We start from the raw sequence: 21,030 nt of genomic DNA, 5'->3' as shown, positions 1-21,030 counted from the left end.
AAACCTGTATACCTTTAACCCTCTAACTGCAATATTTCGTTTTGGATTTCTACAGTGACCCAAAGACTTGATCAAATCAATACATCGATAACAGCCAATACAACAACAGCAACGCAAGACGCACAACAACCGCTTCTCAGCTCTGCCTTTGAACAAAGCGAAATTCAAACAACCCTAGAGACGACTCAATTAAAAGCATCACAACTGACGCATATCCCCAATTACGACAACATTCCAGCGTCAACCCGACGCATTAAACCACTGAATAATTTTTTAGGACAAGATCGGGCACGTGCTTCAGTCGAGGCAGGTATTTCCCTGCCATATTCTGGCTATAATATTTTTGCTGTAGGCACAGCAGGATTAGGCAAGCGCACGATGGTCAAGCGTTTGTTGCAGCAACATGCCAAAAGTATGCCTACCCCAAATGACTGGGTTTATGTCAATAATTTCAAGCATCCACGTCAGCCACTGGCCTTGCAATTGCCTGCAGGTCAAGCACCTAAATTTCAAAGTTTGTTGCATCAGACTTGGCAAACCATTTTAAAACAGCTCGAGCGCCGCTTTACAGCCGAAACCTACCACAACCGTATTGAAATGATTCGTCAGCAAGCGGGCGATGAGCAGCAACAAGCCTTAATTGAACTGACCAGTGAAGGTGAAGAACTCGATTTAAAACTGATTGCGCAGGAAGATGAACATTGCTTCGTACCTGTACATCTTAAAAATGACAAAATGCAAGAAATGTCTAAGGAAGATATTAATGCTTTAGACAGCAAAACCCGTGCAGAAATTGCCTCTAATATTCGTTATATGAATAAAAAACTAGAGCGTTTGGGCTTGCATTTAGGTGATCTAGAAGATGATGCACGCGACAAAGTACAGGAATTAAACCGCGATATTGCCAAACAAGTGGTGATGCCGCGCATTGATATTATTCAAAACAAATACCCGAATGTAGAAGGCTTGACCGAGTATTTACAGTACTATGCTGAAGACATCGTAAATAATGTCGAGTTTGTTTTAGAACAGGAAGAGGATGATTTTCGTCCGGGTACCTTTAGCCGTATTCCTGCACGCTATCAAGCCAATATTATTGTGACTCACAAACCCAACAGTGGCGTACCTGTTATTTTTGAAGATTTTCCAACCCATTACAATTTATTAGGGCATGTGGAACAACTCACGCAAAATGGCACCATTACCACAGACTTTACTTTAATTCGTGCAGGAAGCTTACACAAAGCTAACGGCGGTTTTCTGATGCTCGAAGCAGAGCAATTACTTGAGCAGCCTTATGCATGGCAAGGACTAAAACGTGCTTTAAAATCAGGGCAATTAAAACTGTCCTCTTTAGAGCACATGCTGACTTTAACCGGCAGCATTTCCATTGAGCCACAAGCCATTCCACTGAATATTAAAGTTATTTTACTGGCAGAACCTGAAATTTATTATGAAATTTTAGAGCTAGAACCTGAACTGGGCAGTGTCTTTAAAATCCGTGCCGACTTTACCGATACATTACAACGTAATGACGAAAACGAGCAGGCCTATATGCAACTGATTGCCGATTATGTGCAATCTGACAAATTGTTGCCATTTGATCGTTCTGCTTTAGCGGCATTGCTGACCGACTCAAGCCGTCAGGCAGAAGACCAAAGCTCTTTATCATTACATGCCCTCACCTTGGGTGATCTAATTCGCGAGTCACATCACCATGCGGCTCAAGCGGGTGATAAAACTGTTTCCGAACAGCATATCAATACGGCGCTCGATCATCGCAAATATCGCTTAGGCTATTTGCGTGAACTCTATTGGCAGGACTTATCGCGTGGTACGCAGTTAATCGAAACACGCGGCCATCGCTTAGGGCAAATCAATGCCTTGTCGGTGATTCACTATGCCGATGTCGAATTTGGATTACCTTCTCGCTTAACTGCTTCGGTCTACCAAGGCGGTGGCGACATTTTAGACATTGAACGCAGTGTAGAGCTTGGCGGGTCATTACATGCCAAAGGCGTGTTGTTAATGGCCAGTTTCTTAAAAGCGCATTTTGGTCGTGAACAAATCTTGCACTTTTCTGCTGCCCTCGCCTTTGAACAAAGCTATGGTCAAGTCGATGGTGACAGTGCGACTGTGGCAGAACTCTCGGCTTTGATTTCAGCGATTAGCCAATTGCCAATTGATCAGTCTTGGGCAATTACAGGTTCCATGAACCAGTTGGGTCAGGTACAACCAATTGGTGGCGTGAATGCAAAAATTGAAGGCTTCTTTGATGCCTGTAAGCTACAAGGTTTAACGGGTAAGCAAGGCGTGATTATCCCACGCCAGAACATGCAGCATTTAATGCTACGTAAAGATGTCATAGAAGCCGTCGAACAAGGTCAATTCCACATTCATGCCATTGATACCATTGACCAAGCCCTAGAAATTTTAATGGCACGTCCTGTTGGCAAACTCAACAAAAAAGGACGTTATAGCAAAGGCTCAATTTATGCTGCAGTCATGGAGCAGCTTGAGTATTGGCAAGCCATTGAAGATGGCGCGGAAATTGAAGAAGAGCCGAAGAAAAAGAAAAAAACCAAAAAAGAAAAGGATAAAAAAGACAAAGAGAAAAAGGACAAGAAAAAGCCGAAAGTGGTAGTACAAGCAGATGAGCAAGCTGAAGAACCAGCTGAAACTACTGAGCTTGCAGCGACAAGTCCTACAGTTGAATAATGTGCTTATCCCTTAAAACTATAGCAATAAAAAAAGCGCTTCGGCGCTTTTTTTATTTCAACTTTTGCGTTTTCAACACTCAGGCATAAATGCCCTCAGTTTAGTCGCTTAAGCTTCAGGTGCTGGGCTGTATTGCTCAACTAAAGGCTTTAACTCACCTTTTTGGAACATGTCCAACATAATATCGCTACCACCAATCAACTCGCCGTTAATCCACAATTGTGGGAAAGTTGGCCAGTTGGCAATTTTTGGTAAAGTCGTACGAATATCCTGATTTTCTAAAATATTCACATAAGCAAAAGGACGACCAATTTGACTGAGTGCTTCTACTGCGCGCGCAGAAAAACCACATTGTGGAAATTGTGGTGTGCCTTTCATATAAAGAAGAACAGCATGTTTAGCAATTTGTTCACGAATTAATGCTTCGGTATCGCGTACTTGTTCAGTCATTGGTAAATCCTCAACTCATCTGTGTGGCATTATACCCAAAACCGAGCAAAACAGTACGTCTAAAGCAATAAATCCAACTTTATTTACAATTAGGCTTTTCATCTGTGGCAGATTTTGCTTATATAAGTTTTTTCCTCCAACCTAACAGATAAGAGTTAGTCATGAATAACATTACCCTTGCTCCTGTGCAAACTGATCAACCATCACACTTGATGCCTGTATTTGGCCGTCAGCCGATCAGCTTTGTTCGCGGTCGAGGTTCTTATCTTTATACTGAAGATGGCACAGAATATTTAGATGCCCTCACTGGTATTGCTGTATGTGGTTTAGGTCACGCGCATCCTGCTATTACAGAAGCTATTGCAGATCAGGCCGCAACTTTAATTCACACCAGTAACTTATTTGAAGTGCCTTGGCAAACTGCTGCTGCACAAAAATTGGCGCAAGTTGCTGGCATGGAAGAAGTGTTCTTTTCAAACAGTGGTGCAGAGTCTAACGAAGGTGCAATTAAAATTGCACGTAAATTCGGTCACATGCAAGGCGTTGCCAATCCTAAAATTATTGTTGCAGATCACTCTTTCCACGGTCGTACTTTGGCTACCCTGTCTGCAACTGGCAATAAAAAAGTTCAGGAAGGTTTTGCACCTTTGGTGGAAGGCTTTATTCGCGTACCTTTTGGTGATGTTGAAGCCATTGAAGAAGCTGCAATTCAGCATCCAGACATTGTGGCAATTTTGGTTGAACCGATTCAAGGCGAAGGTGGTGTTAATACAGCAACACAAGGCTTTAGCTACCTAGAAGACATCCGCCGTATTTGTAATCAGCACAATTGGTTGATGATGCTTGATGAAGTACAAACAGGTAATGGTCGCACAGGTAAATTCTTTGCCTACCAGCACACCAATATTGTGCCTGATGTATTGACTACAGCGAAAGGTTTGGGCAATGGCTTCCCAATTGGTGCAGTCATGACTCAAGGTCGTGGTGTGGGCGTTCTTACTGCTGGTAATCATGGCTCAACCTACAGTGGTACTGCGCTTGGTTCACGCGTGGTTTACACTGTTATTGACACCATTCAGAAAGAAAACTTGGTAGAAAATGCTGCACAAATGGGTGGCTATATTGTGACGCAATTGCGTCAACAACTTGCAGATCAAAATGTAACTGTGCGTGGCTTTGGTTTGATGATTGGTATTGAATTACCAAAACCATGTGCAGAATTGGTAGATATTGCCCGTGATGAGTACAAAATGATTATTAACGTCACTGCAGGTTCTGTGGTGCGTTTATTGCCAACATTAAATATTACTCAAGCTCAGGCAGATCAATTAATTGAGCGCTTGGTCAGCATGATTAAAAAATTCTTGGCATAAATTCTATGCCCTACCGAAAAAGCCGCAGTTGAAACTGCGGCTTTTTATTTATTATTTATAATTGTGTGAAACTCAAAATACTTAACCGTCATTGCCCCATCAAGATGCTTCTTGATACACACGCCCACCAGGTAATTGAGAAAAATACTGTTTTAATGCCTCTAGGCAACGATGTATTTTCATTGGAAGTTGCTCATGTTTAGAAATAATCGCATACAAGGTAAATGCAGGTAATTTCCACTCAGGCAAAACTTCAACCAAACCACCGTTCAATAATTCTTTTTGAATATCTAAATGTAAAATACGGGCTATACCATGCCCCTGCATACATAACGATTTAGACACCAAAACATTATTGGTCGATAAACGCGATCCCATTTCAATACTGACATTTTCATCACGGGTCACGTGCTGAAAACTTAAATGCTGAAAATTCTTCATGATGGTTAATGGAATTAGATCATGATTTTTTAAATCTTCAGGGCGTGAAATTGGTGCGGTCTGATTCAAATAACTTGGAGATGCCACTAAAACCTGATCTACATGTGCAATTGGAATCACATGCAAGTTTTGATCTTCAATTTTTGGGCTCATACGCAAGGCAATATCAATACGGTTATCAATTAAATCGATGTATTGATTGTCTGTTTCTAGATGGATAGATAAACCACGATGGGCTGACATCCAATGTGAAAGTGCAGGAATCACATGATTCGCGCCTAACTCAGGAGTGGTGGCAATTCGTAAATCACCGACCAGATCATCTCTTAATTCATTAATGCGGATTTTTCCGCGCTCAGCAGCAGCTAGCATTTCTTGACAGCTGTGGAAAAAAGCTTGTCCTGCTTCAGTCAAACTCAGTTTTCTAGTAGAACGATGCAGAAGTGTGACTTCCATTTCTTGTTCTAATGAACGGATTTGTTGACTGACGGCACTTGTGGTGATCCCTAGATCACGCGCTGCACCGCTAAACGAGCTTTTTTCAACAACACAAGCAAATACACCCATTGCTCGAAGTTGATCTAACATAAATTCCCTCTGAAATTATACAGGTGCTCTTATCTTTCGATAAAAGCAACCTATTGTATTATACGGTGAAATTTATGTTTTGTATTTGCAAAATTTAATTTATTGGTAAAACATTAGTCGGATTGATTGGCTTACCATCTAGGCGTACCTGAAACTCTAACATGGTACGTGTTGCACCCGAAGAGCCCATTTCTGCAATTTTTTGACCCGCTGTTACGTTTTGGCCACTATTCACGTTCATTTTACTGTTATGTGCATAAGCCGTGATATAACCATCAATGTGCTTGATTAAAATTAAATTACCATATTCTTTCAAGCCATCGGCTGCATACACCACTTGACCATCGGCAGCGGCATAAATTGGATCGCCTACATTGCCACCATAACGTGTACCCTTAACATTACTTGCTAAATTAAAATGCTCAATTACCGCACCTTGCGATGGTTTTACCCAACGCAGGCTACTACTGCGTACAGGAGTTGCTGGTGATGATGAGCTCGTAGTCGTTGTTGTGGACGAAATCACAGGTGCTGGAGTTGGCGTAGTTGGTAAAGTTACAGTCTGACGCTGAATTGGCGCAGCCTGCGTTACAGGGCGTGTGGTTGTGGTACGTGGTGCATTACCGCTTTTCAGGCGAATAGACTGCCCTACATAAATACGATACGGCGGTGCAATATCATTCATTTCTGCAATGCTGAGGTAGCTCAATCCATAACGTGCCGCAATACCACTTAAAGTATCACCCGAACGTACGGTATAAAAATTCGGTGCCGTTGCATAACGTGCAGAATTATTTACTTGAGGTTTAGAAGCACAGCCACTTAACAATACGGTAGAAACAACAGCAGTGGATAACACAAGGGTTTTCAACACGGCGGTTGGTGTGGCAAATAAACGATATTGAAACACCACGGGCATTCTCTTCCTCTCTACAAATTCTATATATGTTCCATTTCGCTAAGAGTAGCAAAAAAGTCCTTGAAATGAGGCTTAACAGCCACTTTTTCACAAAGTTATAACATTACTTTGTCAATTTTTTGGCAATTGACTGTGCAAGCTTTGTAAAACCTCATAATTGGTCGCATCCATTTGAATTGGTGTGACGCTAACATAGCCATTCGCCACAGCAAAAAAATCGGACTCGATCTCGGTTAAACCTTTTTTCGGTGCAGCAACCGCTTCCCCCGACAAACCAATCCAATATACCTGACGTCCACGCGGATCGACCTGACTGGTGATAGGCTTGGACTGGGTGCGTTGCCCTTGATAGGTGATTTTTGTGCCTTGCAGTACAGGTACATCTGGAATATTCACATTAAAAATATGGCGGGCTGGCAAACTTGGTAAACCTTGGGCAATAAAATCATGTACCCATTGTGCAGCTTGCATATAATCTTGCGGATGCTGATAAGAACGCACATTGTGCCCTGCCAGTGATACAGCAATGGCTGGTTGTTTCATCAAGCGACCTTCAAATGCAGCCCCAACAGTACCTGAATACAGCACATCATCACCAAGATTTGCACCACTATTAATACCACTAACCACCAGATCAAATTCAAAATCGAATAATCCATTCATGGACAAATATACACAATCTGCAGGTGTACCATTAACTGCCCAAACGTCTTCAGCAATTTGCACAGGTCTTAAAGGACGATCCAAAGTCAGTGCGCTTGAAAAACCACTACGTTCACTTTCAGGGGCTACAATGACAACACGACCCAGCGGTTTTAAGGCTTGCGCTAACGCTTGAATACCAGGTGCAAATACGCCATCATCATTGGCTATTAGAATATTCACAAAAAAATCTCAGATAAAACAACAATAAAGAATCAAATAAATTTAGGAAGCGCTACATCAAATTAAGTTCAAAATCACATTGCCCATGCTTCAGCAGATTCGGCACACAACATAAACTAAAATGACTGGTCAGCACATTTCATTGAAATATACACAAGATTATATATATTTAGCGACTAACATCCATCCAAAATATATGTGACTCTCATGATTTTAGCTTTGCCATTTCGTCGTTTATTGGGTTTAGGTTTTGCTGCTGTAATGACTCAAGCTGTTGTTGCCAGTGATCTAACTGCTGAAGAAGCCAATACCATTATTAAGGAAGATGTTGCTGCAGCACAAGTCATGACTGAAATGTGCCCTGCGCTGATTGGCAAAAATGCAAAATTAGACAGTAACATTCAAGCGCTGATTCAAACCTATTTACAAGATTATTCTGATAGCAGCATGACACTTGCAAAATTACAGGCCGATGCAGAATATCAATCTGTTTTAACCGAAGCACGTCAAGCCGCTAAAGACACCAGTGCCGATGAACAAAAAGCAGTATGTCTAGAAGCTTTAGAATTAGCAATTTAAATCAGATGATTTAAATTACGATTGAATCTTTTTCTAATAAGGCAAACTTTGAAAGTTTGCCTTATTTTTTATACTGCGCACATATAACTTACAACACATCCAGACTTTCCTGATTTCAAAGCAAAGCTCCACTTTTCTACATGATTGATGTTTGAATCACACAGCTTTAATACATTTTCACTCTTTCAATTACAAAATAAATGTTTAATCTTATAAACACTTAAATGAATCACATGATTCAGCTCAAACCATATTTAAGGTAATTTATATGCAATTTTCTGCTTCATTTTCTGGCTTTAAAAAATCACGTACAGTTCAAGTTTTGGGTGCAATTGCACTGAGTTTAGGTTTGAGCCAAGCAGCAATGGCACAAGAAGAAAATATTGAAGTCACACCATTACAACAGGTGACTCAGCAAGAATTAGCGGCTATTTATGTATTATCTGAAGTTTGCCCTGCATTGGTAACAGATAAAGCCAAGTTTAATCAAGGTTATGCGCAACTTGCACAAGAATATATGCCTAAAGAAAAAGACGCTGTTACAGCATTAAATAAACTCAGCAAGCAAAAAAGCTTTCAACCTATTTTAAAAGAAGCACGTGCCGATGCCAAAGCGGCTGGAACAGCCAAAAACAAAGCAATTTGCCAAGAATTGACAGCATATAGCCGATAATACAATTTGGTTACAATACTTTTATCAATAAGCCGATTTCTCCCATAGAAGTCGGCTGAGCTTTGCCCTAAAATGCTAGCTCTTTGTGCATACATCAAGTATTGGAACCCCTTAGAATGACCCGAAAAAGCGCCCTTGCTGCATTATTACTATTACCAAGCTTTTCTTATGCAGCAACTGTCTTAGCCACACCACCAGAACTCAATAACAAATCATACGTTTTGATGGATTATGAGACGGGACAAATTTTAGCTTCAAAAAATGAAAACGAAAAACTCGCCCCTGCCTCTATGACCAAAATGATGACCAGTTTCATCATTGAACAAAAGTTATTGAAGGGTGAACTCACGGAAGATGAACAAGTCCGCATGAATGAATCTGCATGGTGTCGTGGTAGCAGCACAGAATCATGTATGTACGTTCCTTTAAATGGCACAGCCACTGTACTTGAAATGCTACGCGGTATTATTGTTCAATCAGGCAATGATGCCTCTAAAGCCATGGCCGAGCACATTGCAGGCAACGAAGGTACTTTCGTTCACATGATGAATGAAGAAGCCAAACGCATTGGCATGAGCAACACCCAGTTTATGAACTCTACAGGTATGCCTGCAGAAGGTCACTTATCTACCGCAAAAGATATGGCGACTTTGGCACAGCACATCATCCACGACAGTTCAAAGTATTATCCAATCTATTCTGAAAAAGAATTTTCTTTTAATGGGATTAAACAAGGCAACCGTAATGCCCTGTTATATACAGACCCAAGTGTAGATGGTTTAAAAACAGGCCACACCAATGAAGCAGGTTATTGTTTAACAACATCGTCTAAACGTGGTCCAATGCGTTTAATTTCGGTGATTTTTGGTGCACCAACCATGCAAGCACGTGCAACACAAACACGTGAATTATTGGCTTGGGGTTATGCAAATTACGAAACTGTACGTGTTCAACCTGCCAACCAAGTCTTGGCAAAAGCCAAAGTTTGGTACGGTAAAAGTAAAGAAGCTCAAATTGGTTTACCAGAAAACTTTAACGTGACCATGCCTAAAGGCAAAGCCAACCAAATCAAAACACAATTGGTGGTTCAGCCTAAATTGACTGCTCCTTTGAAAAAAGGTCAAGTCATTGGTAAATATGTGGCGACTTTAGACGGTAAAGTGATTGCAGAAAAACCATTGGTTGCTTTGCAAGATATTGAACAAGCAGGCTTCTTTGCACGTATGCTAGATCATATCAAGCAGTTCTTTAGCAACTTATTCTAAGATTTTCAGCTTAGACTAAAGCGAAGCACACATTGTCCGAATGTGTGCTTTTTTATTTTATACTGTGTTTAATCCTGAATTTATAAGCTATAGATGTGTCAATCATGAAAAAAAATATTCGTGCCTATTTAGACCACACTCCAAAAGTTGACGCAAGTTGTTATGTAGATGAATTATCTATTGTGATAGGTGATGTGCATCTGGCTGCCAATGTATCGGTTTGGCCTTTTGCCGTGATTCGTGGCGATGTTAATCATATTCGGATTGGTCAAAATTCCAACGTACAAGATCATGCCATGCTGCATGTTAGCCATAAAAAAGCCGACAAACCTGAAGGTTCTCCGCTAATTATTGGTGAAGATGTCACCGTTGGACATGGTGTAACCTTACACGGCTGCACCATTGGTAATCGGGTGTTATTGGGCATTAACACGATTGTTTTGGATGATGCCATTATTGAAGATGATGTGATGATTGGTGCAGGCTCTTTAGTACCTCCGCGTAAACGCTTGGAAAGTGGTTATTTGTATGTGGGTAGCCCTGTGCAAAAAGTTCGTCCTTTAACTGACAAGGAAAAGGAGTTTTTACCTTATTCTGCACGGCACTATGTGAAAGTTGCGGGGAATTATCAATAAAATGCCCCTCTACAAACACACTTTCTTGTGGGGGATTTTGCAGGTCTATGCATTGAACTGAAACATCAACCTAGATTTACAGTTTTAAAGAAATCCCCTTTCAACATAGCCACATCCCCCTAAATTTTGTAGAATATGCGTTTTACCCCATGGTGCTTTTCAATGACCGCTTGGACTGCTCACGTTACCGTCGCCACCGTTATCGAAAAAAACGGAAAATTCCTGTTTGTTGAAGAACATACAGAGGGTGTGATGCATAGCGTGTTTAATCAACCTGCAGGGCATGTTGAAGCGGGCGAAAGCTTAATTGAAGCCGCAGTACGTGAAACCATGGAAGAAACTGGGCATCAGGTCAAAATTAATGCCTTATTGGGTATTTATAGTTATACACCGCCCATGTTTCCTGACCGCACCTATTACCGTTTCTGCTTTTTAGCCGAATCGCTGCAACATGATGCGCAAGCTCAGCTCGATCCAGACATTATCGGTACTGTGTGGATGTCTGCAGATGAACTGGCTGAATCTGCACGTGCCCGTAGTCCACTGGTAATGAAAGTGGTTCAAGATGCACTCAGTGGTCAGTCTTATCCTTTATCGCTCATTTACGAGCACCAAAATTCTCCCCTAATTTCAAGTTTGGATGCCTAATCCTATGCAACAACGTGTCATCGTCGGTATGTCAGGTGGTGTAGATTCATCTGTTTCTGCTGCACTTCTACTTCAACAAGGTTATCAGGTTGAAGGTCTTTTCATGAAAAACTGGGAAGAAGATGACGGCACCGAATATTGCACCGCAATGGAAGACCTTGCCGATGCGCAAGCAGTGTGCGATAAACTAGGTATTAAGTTGCATACAGCCAACTTTGCTATGGAATATTGGGATCGTGTCTTTGAGCATTTTCTTGCCGAATATGCTGCAGGACGTACACCAAACCCAGATATTCTATGCAATAAAGAAATTAAATTCCGTGCCTTTTTAGATCACGCCATGAATTTGGGTGCAGATTTTATTGCCACTGGTCACTACGCTCGTCGTGGTGAAACGCAGTACAACTCTAAAGGCGAAGCCTACGCCCCACTATTACGTGGTTTAGATAAAAATAAAGATCAGACTTATTTTTTGCATGCGGTACATGGTCGTGAAATTAACAAAACCTTATTCCCAGTAGGTGAAATTGAAAAACCACAAGTCCGAAAAATTGCCGAAGAACTAGATTTAGTCACCGCCAAGAAAAAAGACTCGACTGGTATTTGTTTTATTGGTGAACGCCGCTTTAATGATTTCTTAAAACAATATTTACCTGCACAAGCTGGAAAAATTATTTTAGACAACGGCAAAGAGGTTGGTGAACATCACGGCTTAATGTACTATACGCTCGGTCAGCGTGGCGGGATTGGCATTGGCGGCTTAAAAGGTGTTGCTGAAGGCGCGTGGTTTGTGCTGCACAAAGATATTGAAAATAATCGCTTGGTGATTGGTCAAGGCCATGAACATCCACTTATGCAAAGCACCATTTTATGGAGCGAAGCTGTGGATTGGGTTGCTGGTGAACAGGAAATTCCTGCAACAGGTTTTCGTTGTACTTGCCGTACCCGTTACCGTCAGGATGATCAAGATTGCGTGATCTTCAATGATGCTGATTTACCTGGTGGCGTACGTGTCGAGTTTGATGAACCACAGCGTGCCGTAACTCCTGGTCAAAGTGTCGTATTCTACTCGGGCGAAGTGTGTTTAGGTGGTGGCGTCATTCATCATACCAACGCACCAAAACCAGATTTTATTTAAGGATTGTTCCGGATGACAGAGTTACCGTTTCAACAGTCTCCAACTCTGAATGTTCGCCAAAATCGTGCTTTGGCGTTAGCGGGTGTGTTCCAAGCCACTCAGCTTACGCACATGACCGCACTAACAGGCAGACAAAGTATTGGCGATAGCGGTAACTTTTATTTTGAGCAATTGATTAAAGCCAGTTTAAACATTCGTCCAAGTCATAACAAAAGCTCACAAACACTGGATTTTTTTAATCATTTGGCCGATATTTCGCTGGGTTTAAAAACACTGGAAAGCAGTATCAACCAACCATTCAATACTGCGCCAAAATCGCGTTTACCCAAGTTATCGAATGCCAAATTGCCCATGTCTTATGCTATGGCATTGCTGCAATTGGAAAAGAAAGTCTATAGCAACCCTAAATACGTTGAAATCATTGAACAATCACAGCAAAAAATTTTAAAACAACTCTCATTTTTTGATAATAACTATTTGCATCCCAGTATTATTGCCAATTTAGCACAAACCTATGTAGACACAGCAGGACAAATTAACCCGCGCATTATGGTACGTGGCAATGCAGAGGCATTTAAAGACTCTGCACATACCAATCGAATTCGTGCTTCGCTTTTTACAGGCTTACAAATGGCACACCTATGGCGTCAACTTGGTGGCAGTTCATGGGGCATGATATTTAGCAAACGTAAATTATTACGTGATATTCAAGATCTGGCGCGTTTACAGTATCAGGTGGTTTAAACCATGCTGAACACGCTTTTGTTTTAGGTTTAATTCCAAAGTTTAAGGAATCGATATGAACGCTTTAACCGCACTTTCTCCATTAGATGGGCGCTATGCAAGCAAATGTGATGCACTCCGCCCTTTCCTCTCTGAGTTTGGTTTAATCCATGCTCGTGTGACTGTTGAAGTGCGTTGGTTACAAGCGCTTGCCAATCGTCCAGAAATTACTGAAGTACCTGCGTTCAGTGCAGCAACCAATGCGGCATTAGATGCAATTGTTGCAAACTTCTCTGAAGATGATGCCAACCGCATTAAAGAAATTGAACGCACCACCAACCACGACGTAAAAGCGGTTGAATACTTCTTAAAAGAAAAAATTGCCAACATTGATGAGTTGAAAAATGCGGGGGAATTTATTCACTTTGCTTGTACTTCAGAAGACATTAACAACTTGTCACATGCTTTAATGCTTAAAAATGGCCGTGAAGTATTGATTGAAGCTATGCAGCAAATCATTGACTCAATTGTTTCATTGGCAGAAAAACATGCTGATCAACCAATGTTGTCACGTACTCACGGTCAAACTGCAAGCCCAACTACTTTGGGTAAAGAAATGGCGAACGTGGCGTATCGTCTTGCTCGTCAAATCAAACAGTTCAAACAAGTTGAGCTTTTGGGCAAAATCAATGGTGCCGTAGGTAACTACAACGCTCACCTTTCTGCTTACCCAGAAATCAACTGGCCTGCACATTCTCAAGCATTTGTAGAGTCTTTAGGCTTAACATTTAACCCATACACCACACAAATCGAGCCACACGACTACATGGCAGAATTGTTTGATGCATTACGTCGTTTCAACACCATTCTGATCGACTTTAACCGTGACGTTTGGGGTTATATCTCACTTGGCTTCTTCAAGCAAAAACTTAAAGAAGGCGAAGTGGGTTCTTCAACCATGCCACATAAAGTTAACCCAATTGACTTTGAAAACTCTGAAGGTAACTTAGGTATTGCTAACGCAGTCTTGGCGCACTTGGGCGAAAAATTACCAATTTCTCGCTGGCAGCGTGACTTAACCGACTCGACTGTTCTACGTAACATGGGTGTTGGTTTTGCACAAAGCTTGATCGCATTTGAAGCTTGCTCAAAAGGTATTGGCAAACTTGAATTGAACGCTCAACGTATTCTTGAAGATTTAGACAATGCACAAGAGGTATTGGCTGAACCAATTCAAACCGTTATGCGTCGCTATAACATCGAAAAACCATACGAAAAACTAAAAGCCCTGACTCGTGGTCAAGCCATGACACGTGACATGATGGTCGATTTTGTAAATGGTAACGAGTTAGAAGGCGTTCCTGCAGCAGACCGTGCACGTTTAGCGGAAATGACTCCTGCAACTTATATAGGTAATGCTGCTGAACAAGCTAAACAAGTTGCTGATCTTATTTCTAAAATCTAGTTTGTATAGCAATAACCCGAATACAAAAATGCGAAGCTTCGGCTTCGCATTTTTATTAGAATAAAATAAATCTCCCAAATCAAAATCCACATGGAAAATCAATTCCACATTAAACATTACTGCGCTTTAGGCTTGGTCGTACTCGCCATGTTTGCTGCCAGTATTCAACCACTGGAATTTGAGTCATATTTACTGCATCAGGCAGGCACAGTTTTTATGATGGCTGGTTTGCTGATTGCCTTTAAAAAAGTAGGACTGAGCTTTTCCAGTTTTGTGCTGTATTTAATATTTTTACTGATTCACATTGTCGGAGCACATTATCTGTATTCTTATGTGCCCTATAATAATTGGATTTTGCACAGCTTTGGCTTTAATTTAGATCAAAGCATGGGCTGGTCACGCAATATGTATGACCGCTTTGTGCATTTGACTTATGGGATTTTGCTCTACCCTGTTTTATTACGTTTGTTTGAAATCTGGTTTCCAAAAAATAAACCGATAGTTTTATATCTTTTGGTCATTCAATTTGTCATGGCAAGCAGTTTGATTTATGAATGGCTGGAATGGCTCATTGCGCTTGGCTTATCACCAGAAGATGCTGAAAATTATAACGGACAGCAAGGGGATATTTGGGATGCACACATGGATATGCTTTTAGCGACAATAGGGGCAATACTCATGGGCTGTTTCTACTTAATCAAGAAACACACCCCATAACAGAATACCCTTGCTGACTAAATCCAAATTTATTGCCAATACCACCACCAAAAACCAGCTAAACTTGCAACTGAAATCATCCAGACCAGCACTGTGAATACTGCGGGTTTACCTGAACCCCAAAACATGGTTTTGGCAAGCCATTTTTTAAACAATACACTGCTTAAAGTTAAACTTGCTAAATGCACCAACACTGCAACTAAGAATAAATTTGCAGCAAATTCATGCACCTCCTTTAAGGTATGACTTTGGGTATAATCGGTGAAAAATCCAGCCAACACAGTTAAAGGCAATGCTAACCAAATCAACAAAATACTAAATTGAAACGCACTGGAACTACCCGACTTTAAAAACTGCAGTGAAAAATACTGCTGTGGCTGTTTCCAATAGCGTTTTATAAATTGTTGGACCATGCCTAAACGTCTTGAAATCCCTGTTGGCTGTCTACTGTTCAACATACTCAACACCTGCCACACTATTCGTAAAGCTAAACTAATTCCCAAAGTGTAACCAAAAGCCATGTGCAACTGATGCCATTCTTCCACATCGCCTGTTAAATATGCTCCTGTAAAGCTCAGTAGCATCACCATATGTAAAAAACGAATCATTAAATCTGTAGATGTTGATTGCTTCGCTGGCACAATATTTGTTTGCATATTCAACCTGGCTAGGTGTTTTTTTCTTATTACCAAGATATCGCATCAAGCTGAATTGAAAATTAAGATGCTTAAATCAAAGACCTAAAAACTTTAATTTTTTATAAAATATGAATAAAAAAATTGCGCTCAATGAGCGCAATTTTTAGATCAAACTTAGAAGTTAGATGATCGCTATTACAGTTTCGGATCACGCATTTGAACTAAGCTTGAATTTGCTTTACTTAAACTTTCTATGACTTTATTCATTACAGCTGGAATCAGACTGTCTGCCATTTGTGCCGCTTGTAAACCCAGTTTTTCACCCAATGTTGGTTTTTTACGAGTTTGAATTACATAAATATCATGCTGTGGCAATAAGCTCAGTAAGTATTCATCTGAAGTTTGTAGTTTATCCACCAAGTTTAAATCTAAAGCATCCTGACCATACCAATGCTCACCTGTTGCGACTTTTTCAATATTCAGTTGTGGGCGGTACTTTTCAACAAAGTGCTTAAACAGAACATGGGTTTGCTGCAACTCTTGTTCAAATTTTGCTTTGCCTTCCGCAGTATTTTCACCAAACATGGTCACGGTGCGCTTATATTCACCTGCAGTGTACATCTCAAAATCTATATTTTTTTCTTTCAGCAAGCGATTAAAGTTCGGTACTTGTGCCACTACACCAATAGAACCCAAAATGGCAAATGGCGCTGACACAATTTCTGAACCAATGCATGCCATCATATAGCCACCACTTGCCGCAACTTTATCGACACAAATGGTTAAATGAAATCCTGCATCACGTAAACGCACCAATTGCGCAGCAGCAAGTCCATAGCCATGTACCATGCCACCAGGGCTTTCTAGGCGCACCACCACACGGTCACGACCTGCTTTTGCTGTTGCCAAAACCAAAGTGATTTCTTCACGTAATTGCTCTACTGCAGATGCAGCAGTATCGCCTTTAAAGTCAAGTACATAAATTTTTTGATTGTTCTTTTTACGGGCTCGTGCTTCACGTGCCATTTGTTGGCTAAGTTGCAATAACTCAAGTTTAGATGCCGTAGTTTGCGCAATTTTTTTTCGTTGTTCGTTAATTCGCGCATTTAAATGGCTAATACGAATTTCGGCAGGTAATTTAGGTAAATGAAATAACATAGATCCGCAATTCTCAATTTTATTTGTGCTTAGCTTAAGATGAGGGCTGAACTTAAAAATTCAATATCACCTTGTTGATTTGCTTAATTTAATCGATTTTAAATCTCATTACCGTTTAATTTGTGCAAAATCAAAATCATGCTAGGTACTAAACATTCGTCATAAAAAAACCGCAAATCGGTTTGATTTGCGGTCCTTTTATACAGATTTTAAAAATTAACCAAAACGACCTGTAATATACGCTTCTGTTAATTGATGGTCTGGCTGAGTAAATACTTTTTCAGTTGCATTCACTTCAATCAAATCACCCAAATGGAAGTATGCAGTACGGTCAGATACACGTGCTGCCTGTTGCATAGAGTGCGTTACAATTGCAATTGTATATTGAGTAGAAAGTTCAGAAATTAATTCTTCTACTTTTGCCGTTGCAATTGGGTCAAGTGCCGAACATGGTTCATCCATTAAAATTACTTCTGGACTTACCGCAATGGTACGTGCGATACAAAGACGTTGTTGCTGACCACCCGACAAACCAGTACCTGGTTGGTTCAAACGGTCTTTCACTTCATCCCACAAACCAGCTTTACGCAAACTGTTTTCTACAATTTCTTCCAAATCGTATTTATCGCGCGCTAAACCATGCAGTTTAGGGCCATAGGCTACGTTTTCAAAAATTGATTTTGGAAATGGGTTTGGCTTTTGGAACACCATACCAACTTGCGCACGTAATAATACGACGTCAAGGTTAGGATCATAAATGTCTTGGTTATCCAACATCACTTTACCCGTTACACGACAGCTATCAATGGTGTCGTTCATACGGTTTAAAGTACGCAAGAAAGTAGATTTACCGCAACCAGATGGACCAATAAATGCAATCACTTCATTTTCATAGATATTTAAATCAATACCTTTGATTGCTTCAGATTCACCATAGTACACATGCACATCATTGGTACTTAATTTCACATTTGAAGACTTAGCTTCTTTTTTGCTAGACGCTTGTGTATCAAACTGTGAAACAAACGAAGTTGATGATTGCTTCTGTTCTACATCTGGAGATGTAAATTGGCTTTGCTGTGGATTCACTTGTTTATCCTGTTCTAAGGAATTTGGTTTTTCTGTGCTTGCTACAGTATTCATATTCTGCCCTCAATTACCAGCGTACTTCAAACTTCTTACGTAACCAGATTGCAAGGCTGTTCAAGCCAATCATTAACGCAAGCAATACGATAATGGCTGCAGCGGTACGTCCTTCAAAGAAGTTACGCATTTCATTACCCTGCCATAAGAAAATTTGCACAGGTAACGCAGTAGATTGATCAAATGGAGTTGCTGGTACACTGGCAACAAAGGCACTCATACCAATTAATAACAATGGTGCAGTTTCACCTAAAGCTTGTGCGACACCAATAATTGCACCCGTTAAAATACCCGGCAATGCAAGTGGGAGTACATGGTGGAACACAGTTTGTAAACGCGATGCGCCCAAACCTAAAGCTGCCTGACGAATAGACGGTGGCACTGCTTTTAACGATGCACGTGTGGTAATAATTACGGTTGGTAAAGTCATTAAACTTAACACTAAACCACCCACCAACGGTGCAGACAATGGTAAGTGCATCCAACCAATAAAGATGGCAGCACCTAACAAACCGAACACAATAGAAGGTACAGCAGCCAAGTTGTTAATGTTCACTTCAATAATATCAGTAATGGCATTTTTTGGCGCAAATTCTTCTAAGTAAATTGCCGATGCCACACCAATTGGAATCGAAATAAAGATCACAATTAGCATCATGAATAAAGAACCCATGAATGCACCCGCCAAACCAGATGTTGCAGGAGAACTACGTGAGTCTGGGCTAACAAAAATGTTGGTATTGAATGTACTTTCAATAATGCCTTGTGACTCTAACTTGTCTGCCAATTGACGTACTTCAGGGCTTAACTGTTGCTGCTCATCTGGCAGGCTACGGTCAATATTACCTTCTAACCATACATCTACGTTAGCATCTGCAAGTACTTTAACATCTTTGGTTTGACCAATCAGTGATGGATCAGCCAACACCATGTCACGTACACGGTACGCTTCAGAACTGGTATATAAATAGCCAAGATCATCACGCTGTGCTTCTAGCGCTTTATCTTTAGCAATAATGCCGTTCACAATGAGGGCATCCCAATCTACCATGCCCATTTCAGTTTGCCACGCAATCATACGTTCTTCGTATTGGGCTGGTGACTCACCTGCAATTGCTTTCGGTTTTGGACCTACATTCACAACTGCTGGATCGAAATAAATTGGAAGGCTCATGCTGCTTTGCCAAAATGCTGGCAAGCCTTTGGCCAAAATACTGCCAAAAAGCAACACGACAAAGAATAAACCTGCGATAACTGCCGACAGCCCCATAATACGGAAAGTTTTTTCCTTACGATGGCGCTTACCCAATGAACTGGCGATAGTCTTTTTACGTTGTTCACGTAATTCGGCAGCAGCTTGTGGATCTAACTGATCCAAAGACGATGTATTTGAAGTACTCATTAGTCGTATTGCTCACGATATTTACGCACGATGTATAGTGCAACAATGTTCAAACCTAAGGTAATCACGAACAGGGTCAAGCCAAGTGCGAAAGCAACCAATGCTTGCGGACTTGCGAAATCTGTATCACCTGTTAATTGGTTGACAATCGTAATCGTAACCGTAGATACCGCCTCTAATGGGTTTGCGTGTAGTAAAGGACTATTACCTGCAGCTAACACCACAATCATGGTTTCACCAATCGCACGTGACGCAGCAAGTAAGAACGCACCAATCACCCCTGGTAATGCAGCTGGCATAACTACACGGCGAATGGTTTCAGATTTGGTTGCACCCAAGCCTAAAGAACCATCACGTAGCGCACGCGGCACTTGCGTAATAATGTCATCAGACAATGAAGATACAAATGGAATGATCATAATACCCATGACCAGACCTGCAGTTAATGCACTAGTGGCATTAATATCGAGTCCAATTAAGGCACCTGCAGTTTTTAAGAACGGACCAATGATCATCATGGCAAATACACCATATACAATCGTTGGAATACCCGCTAAAACTTCAATGGTTGGTTTTGCCCAAGCACGGAATTTAGGAGATGCATATTCTGCTAGATAAATTGCAATCATTAAGCCAATTGGTACTGCAACAAGTAAGGCAATACCACTGACCATTAAGGTACCCCACAGCAATGGCAATAAACCATAACTGCCGTCTGCACTACCCGATGTACTAAAACCTGGGTTCCAGACAGTACCAAAGAAGAAATCCAGTGGGCTAACGAAACTAAAGAATCGCATTGCTTCACTGAACATAGACATCACAATACCGACTGTAGTCAGAATCGCGACACCAGAACATAATGCCAAAGAAATGTTGATGATTTTTTCAACTTGGTTACGTGCGCGGAATTGTTGTGAAACACGTTTCTTTGCCCACACCAGACCAAATAAAGCCGCACAAATAACAACCGCAAGTTTAGCGTATGAACCAATCGTTGCTACTTTAGACAATTGCTCTGCTGCTGCAATTTCATAAGCAGCTGGTGTATCACTTACACCAAAACCAGAAGCAATCGCTTGTACACGATCAACCAAAACACTGGTACTTGCAGGATCTAGACCAGCAGCAATGTGCACAGGCACATTATTTAACACCACTTGCTCTAGAATACTTGGTTCAACCAAGTTCCAAACAATCAAAATTAAAAAAGCAGGGATACCACACCATAATGCTACCAACGCACCATAATATCCTGGGCGTGAATGTAACATTGCAGAGTTATTTCCCTTACCTGCTAGGTTACGGCTCTTGCTTAACCCGATTTGATAGGCTATGGCGATAATGGCCAATAACACACCTATGAGTAGCAGATTCATGTATTCTCCACTGTTTTTTCAATTTCGTTTTTGAAAAAACATTTCTTAGCAAAAAGCCGATGGCAGGTCATCCCTGCCATCAGCTGTTTTAAC

General features: G+C 41.0%; 20 protein-coding genes. 11 read left to right on the top strand and 9 right to left on the bottom strand.

Annotation, left to right across the window (positions count from 1 at the left end):
- Window positions 1-87: 87 nt before the first annotated feature.
- A complete protein-coding gene (locus HHA42_RS05780) occupies window positions 88-2,718 on the top strand; it encodes an ATP-binding protein (RefSeq protein WP_286428259.1) in 2,631 nt (876 codons plus the stop codon).
- 108 nt (window positions 2,719-2,826) lie between these two features.
- On the opposite strand, the gene grxD is transcribed toward HHA42_RS05780, so the two are convergent.
- Window positions 2,827-3,168 carry a Grx4 family monothiol glutaredoxin gene (grxD, locus tag HHA42_RS05775; RefSeq protein WP_019837647.1) on the bottom strand — a complete coding sequence of 114 codons (342 nt, stop codon included), beginning with the start codon at window positions 3,166-3,168 and terminating at the stop codon, window positions 2,827-2,829.
- A 161-nt stretch (window positions 3,169-3,329) separates the two neighbouring features.
- On the opposite strand from grxD, the gene HHA42_RS05770 reads away from it, so the two are divergent.
- A complete protein-coding gene (locus tag HHA42_RS05770) occupies window positions 3,330-4,541 on the top strand; it encodes an aspartate aminotransferase family protein (RefSeq protein ID WP_168418193.1) in 1,212 nt (403 codons plus the stop codon).
- Window positions 4,542-4,640: 99 nt separating this feature from the next.
- On the opposite strand, the gene HHA42_RS05765 is transcribed toward HHA42_RS05770, so the two are convergent.
- From HHA42_RS05765 to surE, 3 genes are all read right to left on the bottom strand, one after another.
- Window positions 4,641-5,570, bottom strand: a complete 930-nt coding sequence (locus HHA42_RS05765; RefSeq protein WP_168460049.1) for a LysR family transcriptional regulator — start codon at window positions 5,568-5,570, stop codon at window positions 4,641-4,643.
- Between the two features lie 94 nt (window positions 5,571-5,664).
- Complete coding sequence (locus HHA42_RS05760; RefSeq protein ID WP_168525731.1) at window positions 5,665-6,489, bottom strand: peptidoglycan DD-metalloendopeptidase family protein; 825 nt, start codon at window positions 6,487-6,489, stop codon at window positions 5,665-5,667.
- 111 nt (window positions 6,490-6,600) lie between these two features.
- Window positions 6,601-7,374, bottom strand: coding sequence for a 5'/3'-nucleotidase SurE (surE, locus tag HHA42_RS05755; RefSeq protein ID WP_168460051.1), 774 nt, complete (start codon window positions 7,372-7,374; stop codon window positions 6,601-6,603).
- Window positions 7,375-7,581: 207 nt separating this feature from the next.
- Here surE and HHA42_RS05750 point away from each other — a divergent pair, with 207 nt between their 5' ends.
- From HHA42_RS05750 to HHA42_RS05710, 9 genes are all read left to right on the top strand, one after another.
- Window positions 7,582-7,953 (top strand): hypothetical protein, encoded by a 372-nt coding sequence (locus tag HHA42_RS05750; RefSeq protein WP_168418189.1) that lies wholly within the window; start codon window positions 7,582-7,584, stop codon window positions 7,951-7,953.
- A 268-nt stretch (window positions 7,954-8,221) separates the two neighbouring features.
- The gene (locus tag HHA42_RS05745; RefSeq protein ID WP_168418188.1) at window positions 8,222-8,626 is read left to right on the top strand and encodes a hypothetical protein; all 405 of its coding nucleotides are present in this window, start codon (window positions 8,222-8,224) and stop codon (window positions 8,624-8,626) included.
- Between the two features lie 116 nt (window positions 8,627-8,742).
- Entirely contained in the window at window positions 8,743-9,891 is a 1,149-nt protein-coding gene (gene dacC / locus HHA42_RS05740; RefSeq protein ID WP_168460053.1) for a D-alanyl-D-alanine carboxypeptidase PBP5/6, read from the top strand.
- 104 nt (window positions 9,892-9,995) lie between these two features.
- Window positions 9,996-10,526, top strand: coding sequence for a gamma carbonic anhydrase family protein (locus tag HHA42_RS05735; RefSeq protein ID WP_168525729.1), 531 nt, complete (start codon window positions 9,996-9,998; stop codon window positions 10,524-10,526).
- A gap of 162 nt (window positions 10,527-10,688) precedes the next feature.
- Complete coding sequence (locus HHA42_RS05730) at window positions 10,689-11,174, top strand: NUDIX hydrolase (RefSeq protein WP_168525727.1); 486 nt, start codon at window positions 10,689-10,691, stop codon at window positions 11,172-11,174.
- 4 nt (window positions 11,175-11,178) lie between these two features.
- Window positions 11,179-12,312: a tRNA 2-thiouridine(34) synthase MnmA gene (gene mnmA, locus HHA42_RS05725; RefSeq protein ID WP_168525725.1), complete on the top strand. Its 1,134-nt coding sequence runs from the start codon at window positions 11,179-11,181 to the stop codon at window positions 12,310-12,312.
- Between the two features lie 12 nt (window positions 12,313-12,324).
- Window positions 12,325-13,056: a high frequency lysogenization protein HflD gene (gene hflD, locus HHA42_RS05720; RefSeq protein WP_168418184.1), complete on the top strand. Its 732-nt coding sequence runs from the start codon at window positions 12,325-12,327 to the stop codon at window positions 13,054-13,056.
- A gap of 55 nt (window positions 13,057-13,111) precedes the next feature.
- The gene (gene purB / locus HHA42_RS05715) at window positions 13,112-14,500 is read left to right on the top strand and encodes an adenylosuccinate lyase (protein WP_168525723.1); all 1,389 of its coding nucleotides are present in this window, start codon (window positions 13,112-13,114) and stop codon (window positions 14,498-14,500) included.
- A 90-nt stretch (window positions 14,501-14,590) separates the two neighbouring features.
- On the top strand, window positions 14,591-15,217 hold the full coding sequence (locus HHA42_RS05710; RefSeq protein WP_168525721.1) for a DUF2238 domain-containing protein: 627 nt from the start codon (window positions 14,591-14,593) through the stop codon (window positions 15,215-15,217).
- A 29-nt stretch (window positions 15,218-15,246) separates the two neighbouring features.
- On the opposite strand, the gene HHA42_RS05705 is transcribed toward HHA42_RS05710, so the two are convergent.
- The 5 genes from HHA42_RS05705 to pstC form a co-directional block, all read right to left on the bottom strand.
- Window positions 15,247-15,873, bottom strand: coding sequence for a cytochrome b/b6 domain-containing protein (locus tag HHA42_RS05705; RefSeq protein ID WP_168525719.1), 627 nt, complete (start codon window positions 15,871-15,873; stop codon window positions 15,247-15,249).
- Between the two features lie 177 nt (window positions 15,874-16,050).
- A complete protein-coding gene (sohB, locus tag HHA42_RS05700) occupies window positions 16,051-17,013 on the bottom strand; it encodes a protease SohB (RefSeq protein WP_168525717.1) in 963 nt (320 codons plus the stop codon).
- A gap of 216 nt (window positions 17,014-17,229) precedes the next feature.
- Window positions 17,230-18,156 carry a phosphate ABC transporter ATP-binding protein PstB gene (gene pstB / locus HHA42_RS05695; RefSeq protein ID WP_096901086.1) on the bottom strand — a complete coding sequence of 309 codons (927 nt, stop codon included), beginning with the start codon at window positions 18,154-18,156 and terminating at the stop codon, window positions 17,230-17,232.
- Between the two features lie 13 nt (window positions 18,157-18,169).
- The gene (gene pstA, locus HHA42_RS05690) at window positions 18,170-19,558 is read right to left on the bottom strand and encodes a phosphate ABC transporter permease PstA (RefSeq protein WP_168460072.1); all 1,389 of its coding nucleotides are present in this window, start codon (window positions 19,556-19,558) and stop codon (window positions 18,170-18,172) included.
- Window positions 19,558-20,937 carry a phosphate ABC transporter permease subunit PstC gene (gene pstC / locus HHA42_RS05685; RefSeq protein WP_168525715.1) on the bottom strand — a complete coding sequence of 460 codons (1,380 nt, stop codon included), beginning with the start codon at window positions 20,935-20,937 and terminating at the stop codon, window positions 19,558-19,560. The genes pstA and pstC overlap by 1 nt, the downstream gene beginning before the upstream one ends.
- Window positions 20,938-21,030: the final 93 nt, after the last annotated feature.

Source organism: Acinetobacter sp. A3 (assembly GCF_012371415.1).
In the GTDB taxonomy this organism is placed as follows: domain Bacteria; phylum Pseudomonadota; class Gammaproteobacteria; order Pseudomonadales; family Moraxellaceae; genus Acinetobacter.
This window is presented reverse-complemented; position numbering and strand designations above follow the sequence as displayed.

Coding starts and splice junctions, on each gene's coding strand:
- grxD (WP_019837647.1), bottom strand. CDS start 3,168: ATGACTGAACAAGTACGCGATACCGAAGCATTAATTCGTGAACAAATT.
- HHA42_RS05770 (WP_168418193.1), top strand. CDS start 3,330: ATGAATAACATTACCCTTGCTCCTGTGCAAACTGATCAACCATCACAC.
- HHA42_RS05765 (WP_168460049.1), bottom strand. CDS start 5,570: ATGTTAGATCAACTTCGAGCAATGGGTGTATTTGCTTGTGTTGTTGAA.
- HHA42_RS05760 (WP_168525731.1), bottom strand. CDS start 6,489: ATGCCCGTGGTGTTTCAATATCGTTTATTTGCCACACCAACCGCCGTG.
- HHA42_RS05750 (WP_168418189.1), top strand. CDS start 7,582: ATGATTTTAGCTTTGCCATTTCGTCGTTTATTGGGTTTAGGTTTTGCT.
- HHA42_RS05745 (WP_168418188.1), top strand. CDS start 8,222: ATGCAATTTTCTGCTTCATTTTCTGGCTTTAAAAAATCACGTACAGTT.
- dacC (WP_168460053.1), top strand. CDS start 8,743: ATGACCCGAAAAAGCGCCCTTGCTGCATTATTACTATTACCAAGCTTT.
- HHA42_RS05735 (WP_168525729.1), top strand. CDS start 9,996: ATGAAAAAAAATATTCGTGCCTATTTAGACCACACTCCAAAAGTTGAC.
- HHA42_RS05730 (WP_168525727.1), top strand. CDS start 10,689: ATGACCGCTTGGACTGCTCACGTTACCGTCGCCACCGTTATCGAAAAA.
- mnmA (WP_168525725.1), top strand. CDS start 11,179: ATGCAACAACGTGTCATCGTCGGTATGTCAGGTGGTGTAGATTCATCT.
- hflD (WP_168418184.1), top strand. CDS start 12,325: ATGACAGAGTTACCGTTTCAACAGTCTCCAACTCTGAATGTTCGCCAA.
- purB (WP_168525723.1), top strand. CDS start 13,112: ATGAACGCTTTAACCGCACTTTCTCCATTAGATGGGCGCTATGCAAGC.
- HHA42_RS05710 (WP_168525721.1), top strand. CDS start 14,591: ATGGAAAATCAATTCCACATTAAACATTACTGCGCTTTAGGCTTGGTC.
- HHA42_RS05705 (WP_168525719.1), bottom strand. CDS start 15,873: ATGCAAACAAATATTGTGCCAGCGAAGCAATCAACATCTACAGATTTA.
- sohB (WP_168525717.1), bottom strand. CDS start 17,013: ATGTTATTTCATTTACCTAAATTACCTGCCGAAATTCGTATTAGCCAT.
- pstB (WP_096901086.1), bottom strand. CDS start 18,156: ATGAATACTGTAGCAAGCACAGAAAAACCAAATTCCTTAGAACAGGAT.
- pstA (WP_168460072.1), bottom strand. CDS start 19,558: ATGAGTACTTCAAATACATCGTCTTTGGATCAGTTAGATCCACAAGCT.
- pstC (WP_168525715.1), bottom strand. CDS start 20,937: ATGAATCTGCTACTCATAGGTGTGTTATTGGCCATTATCGCCATAGCC.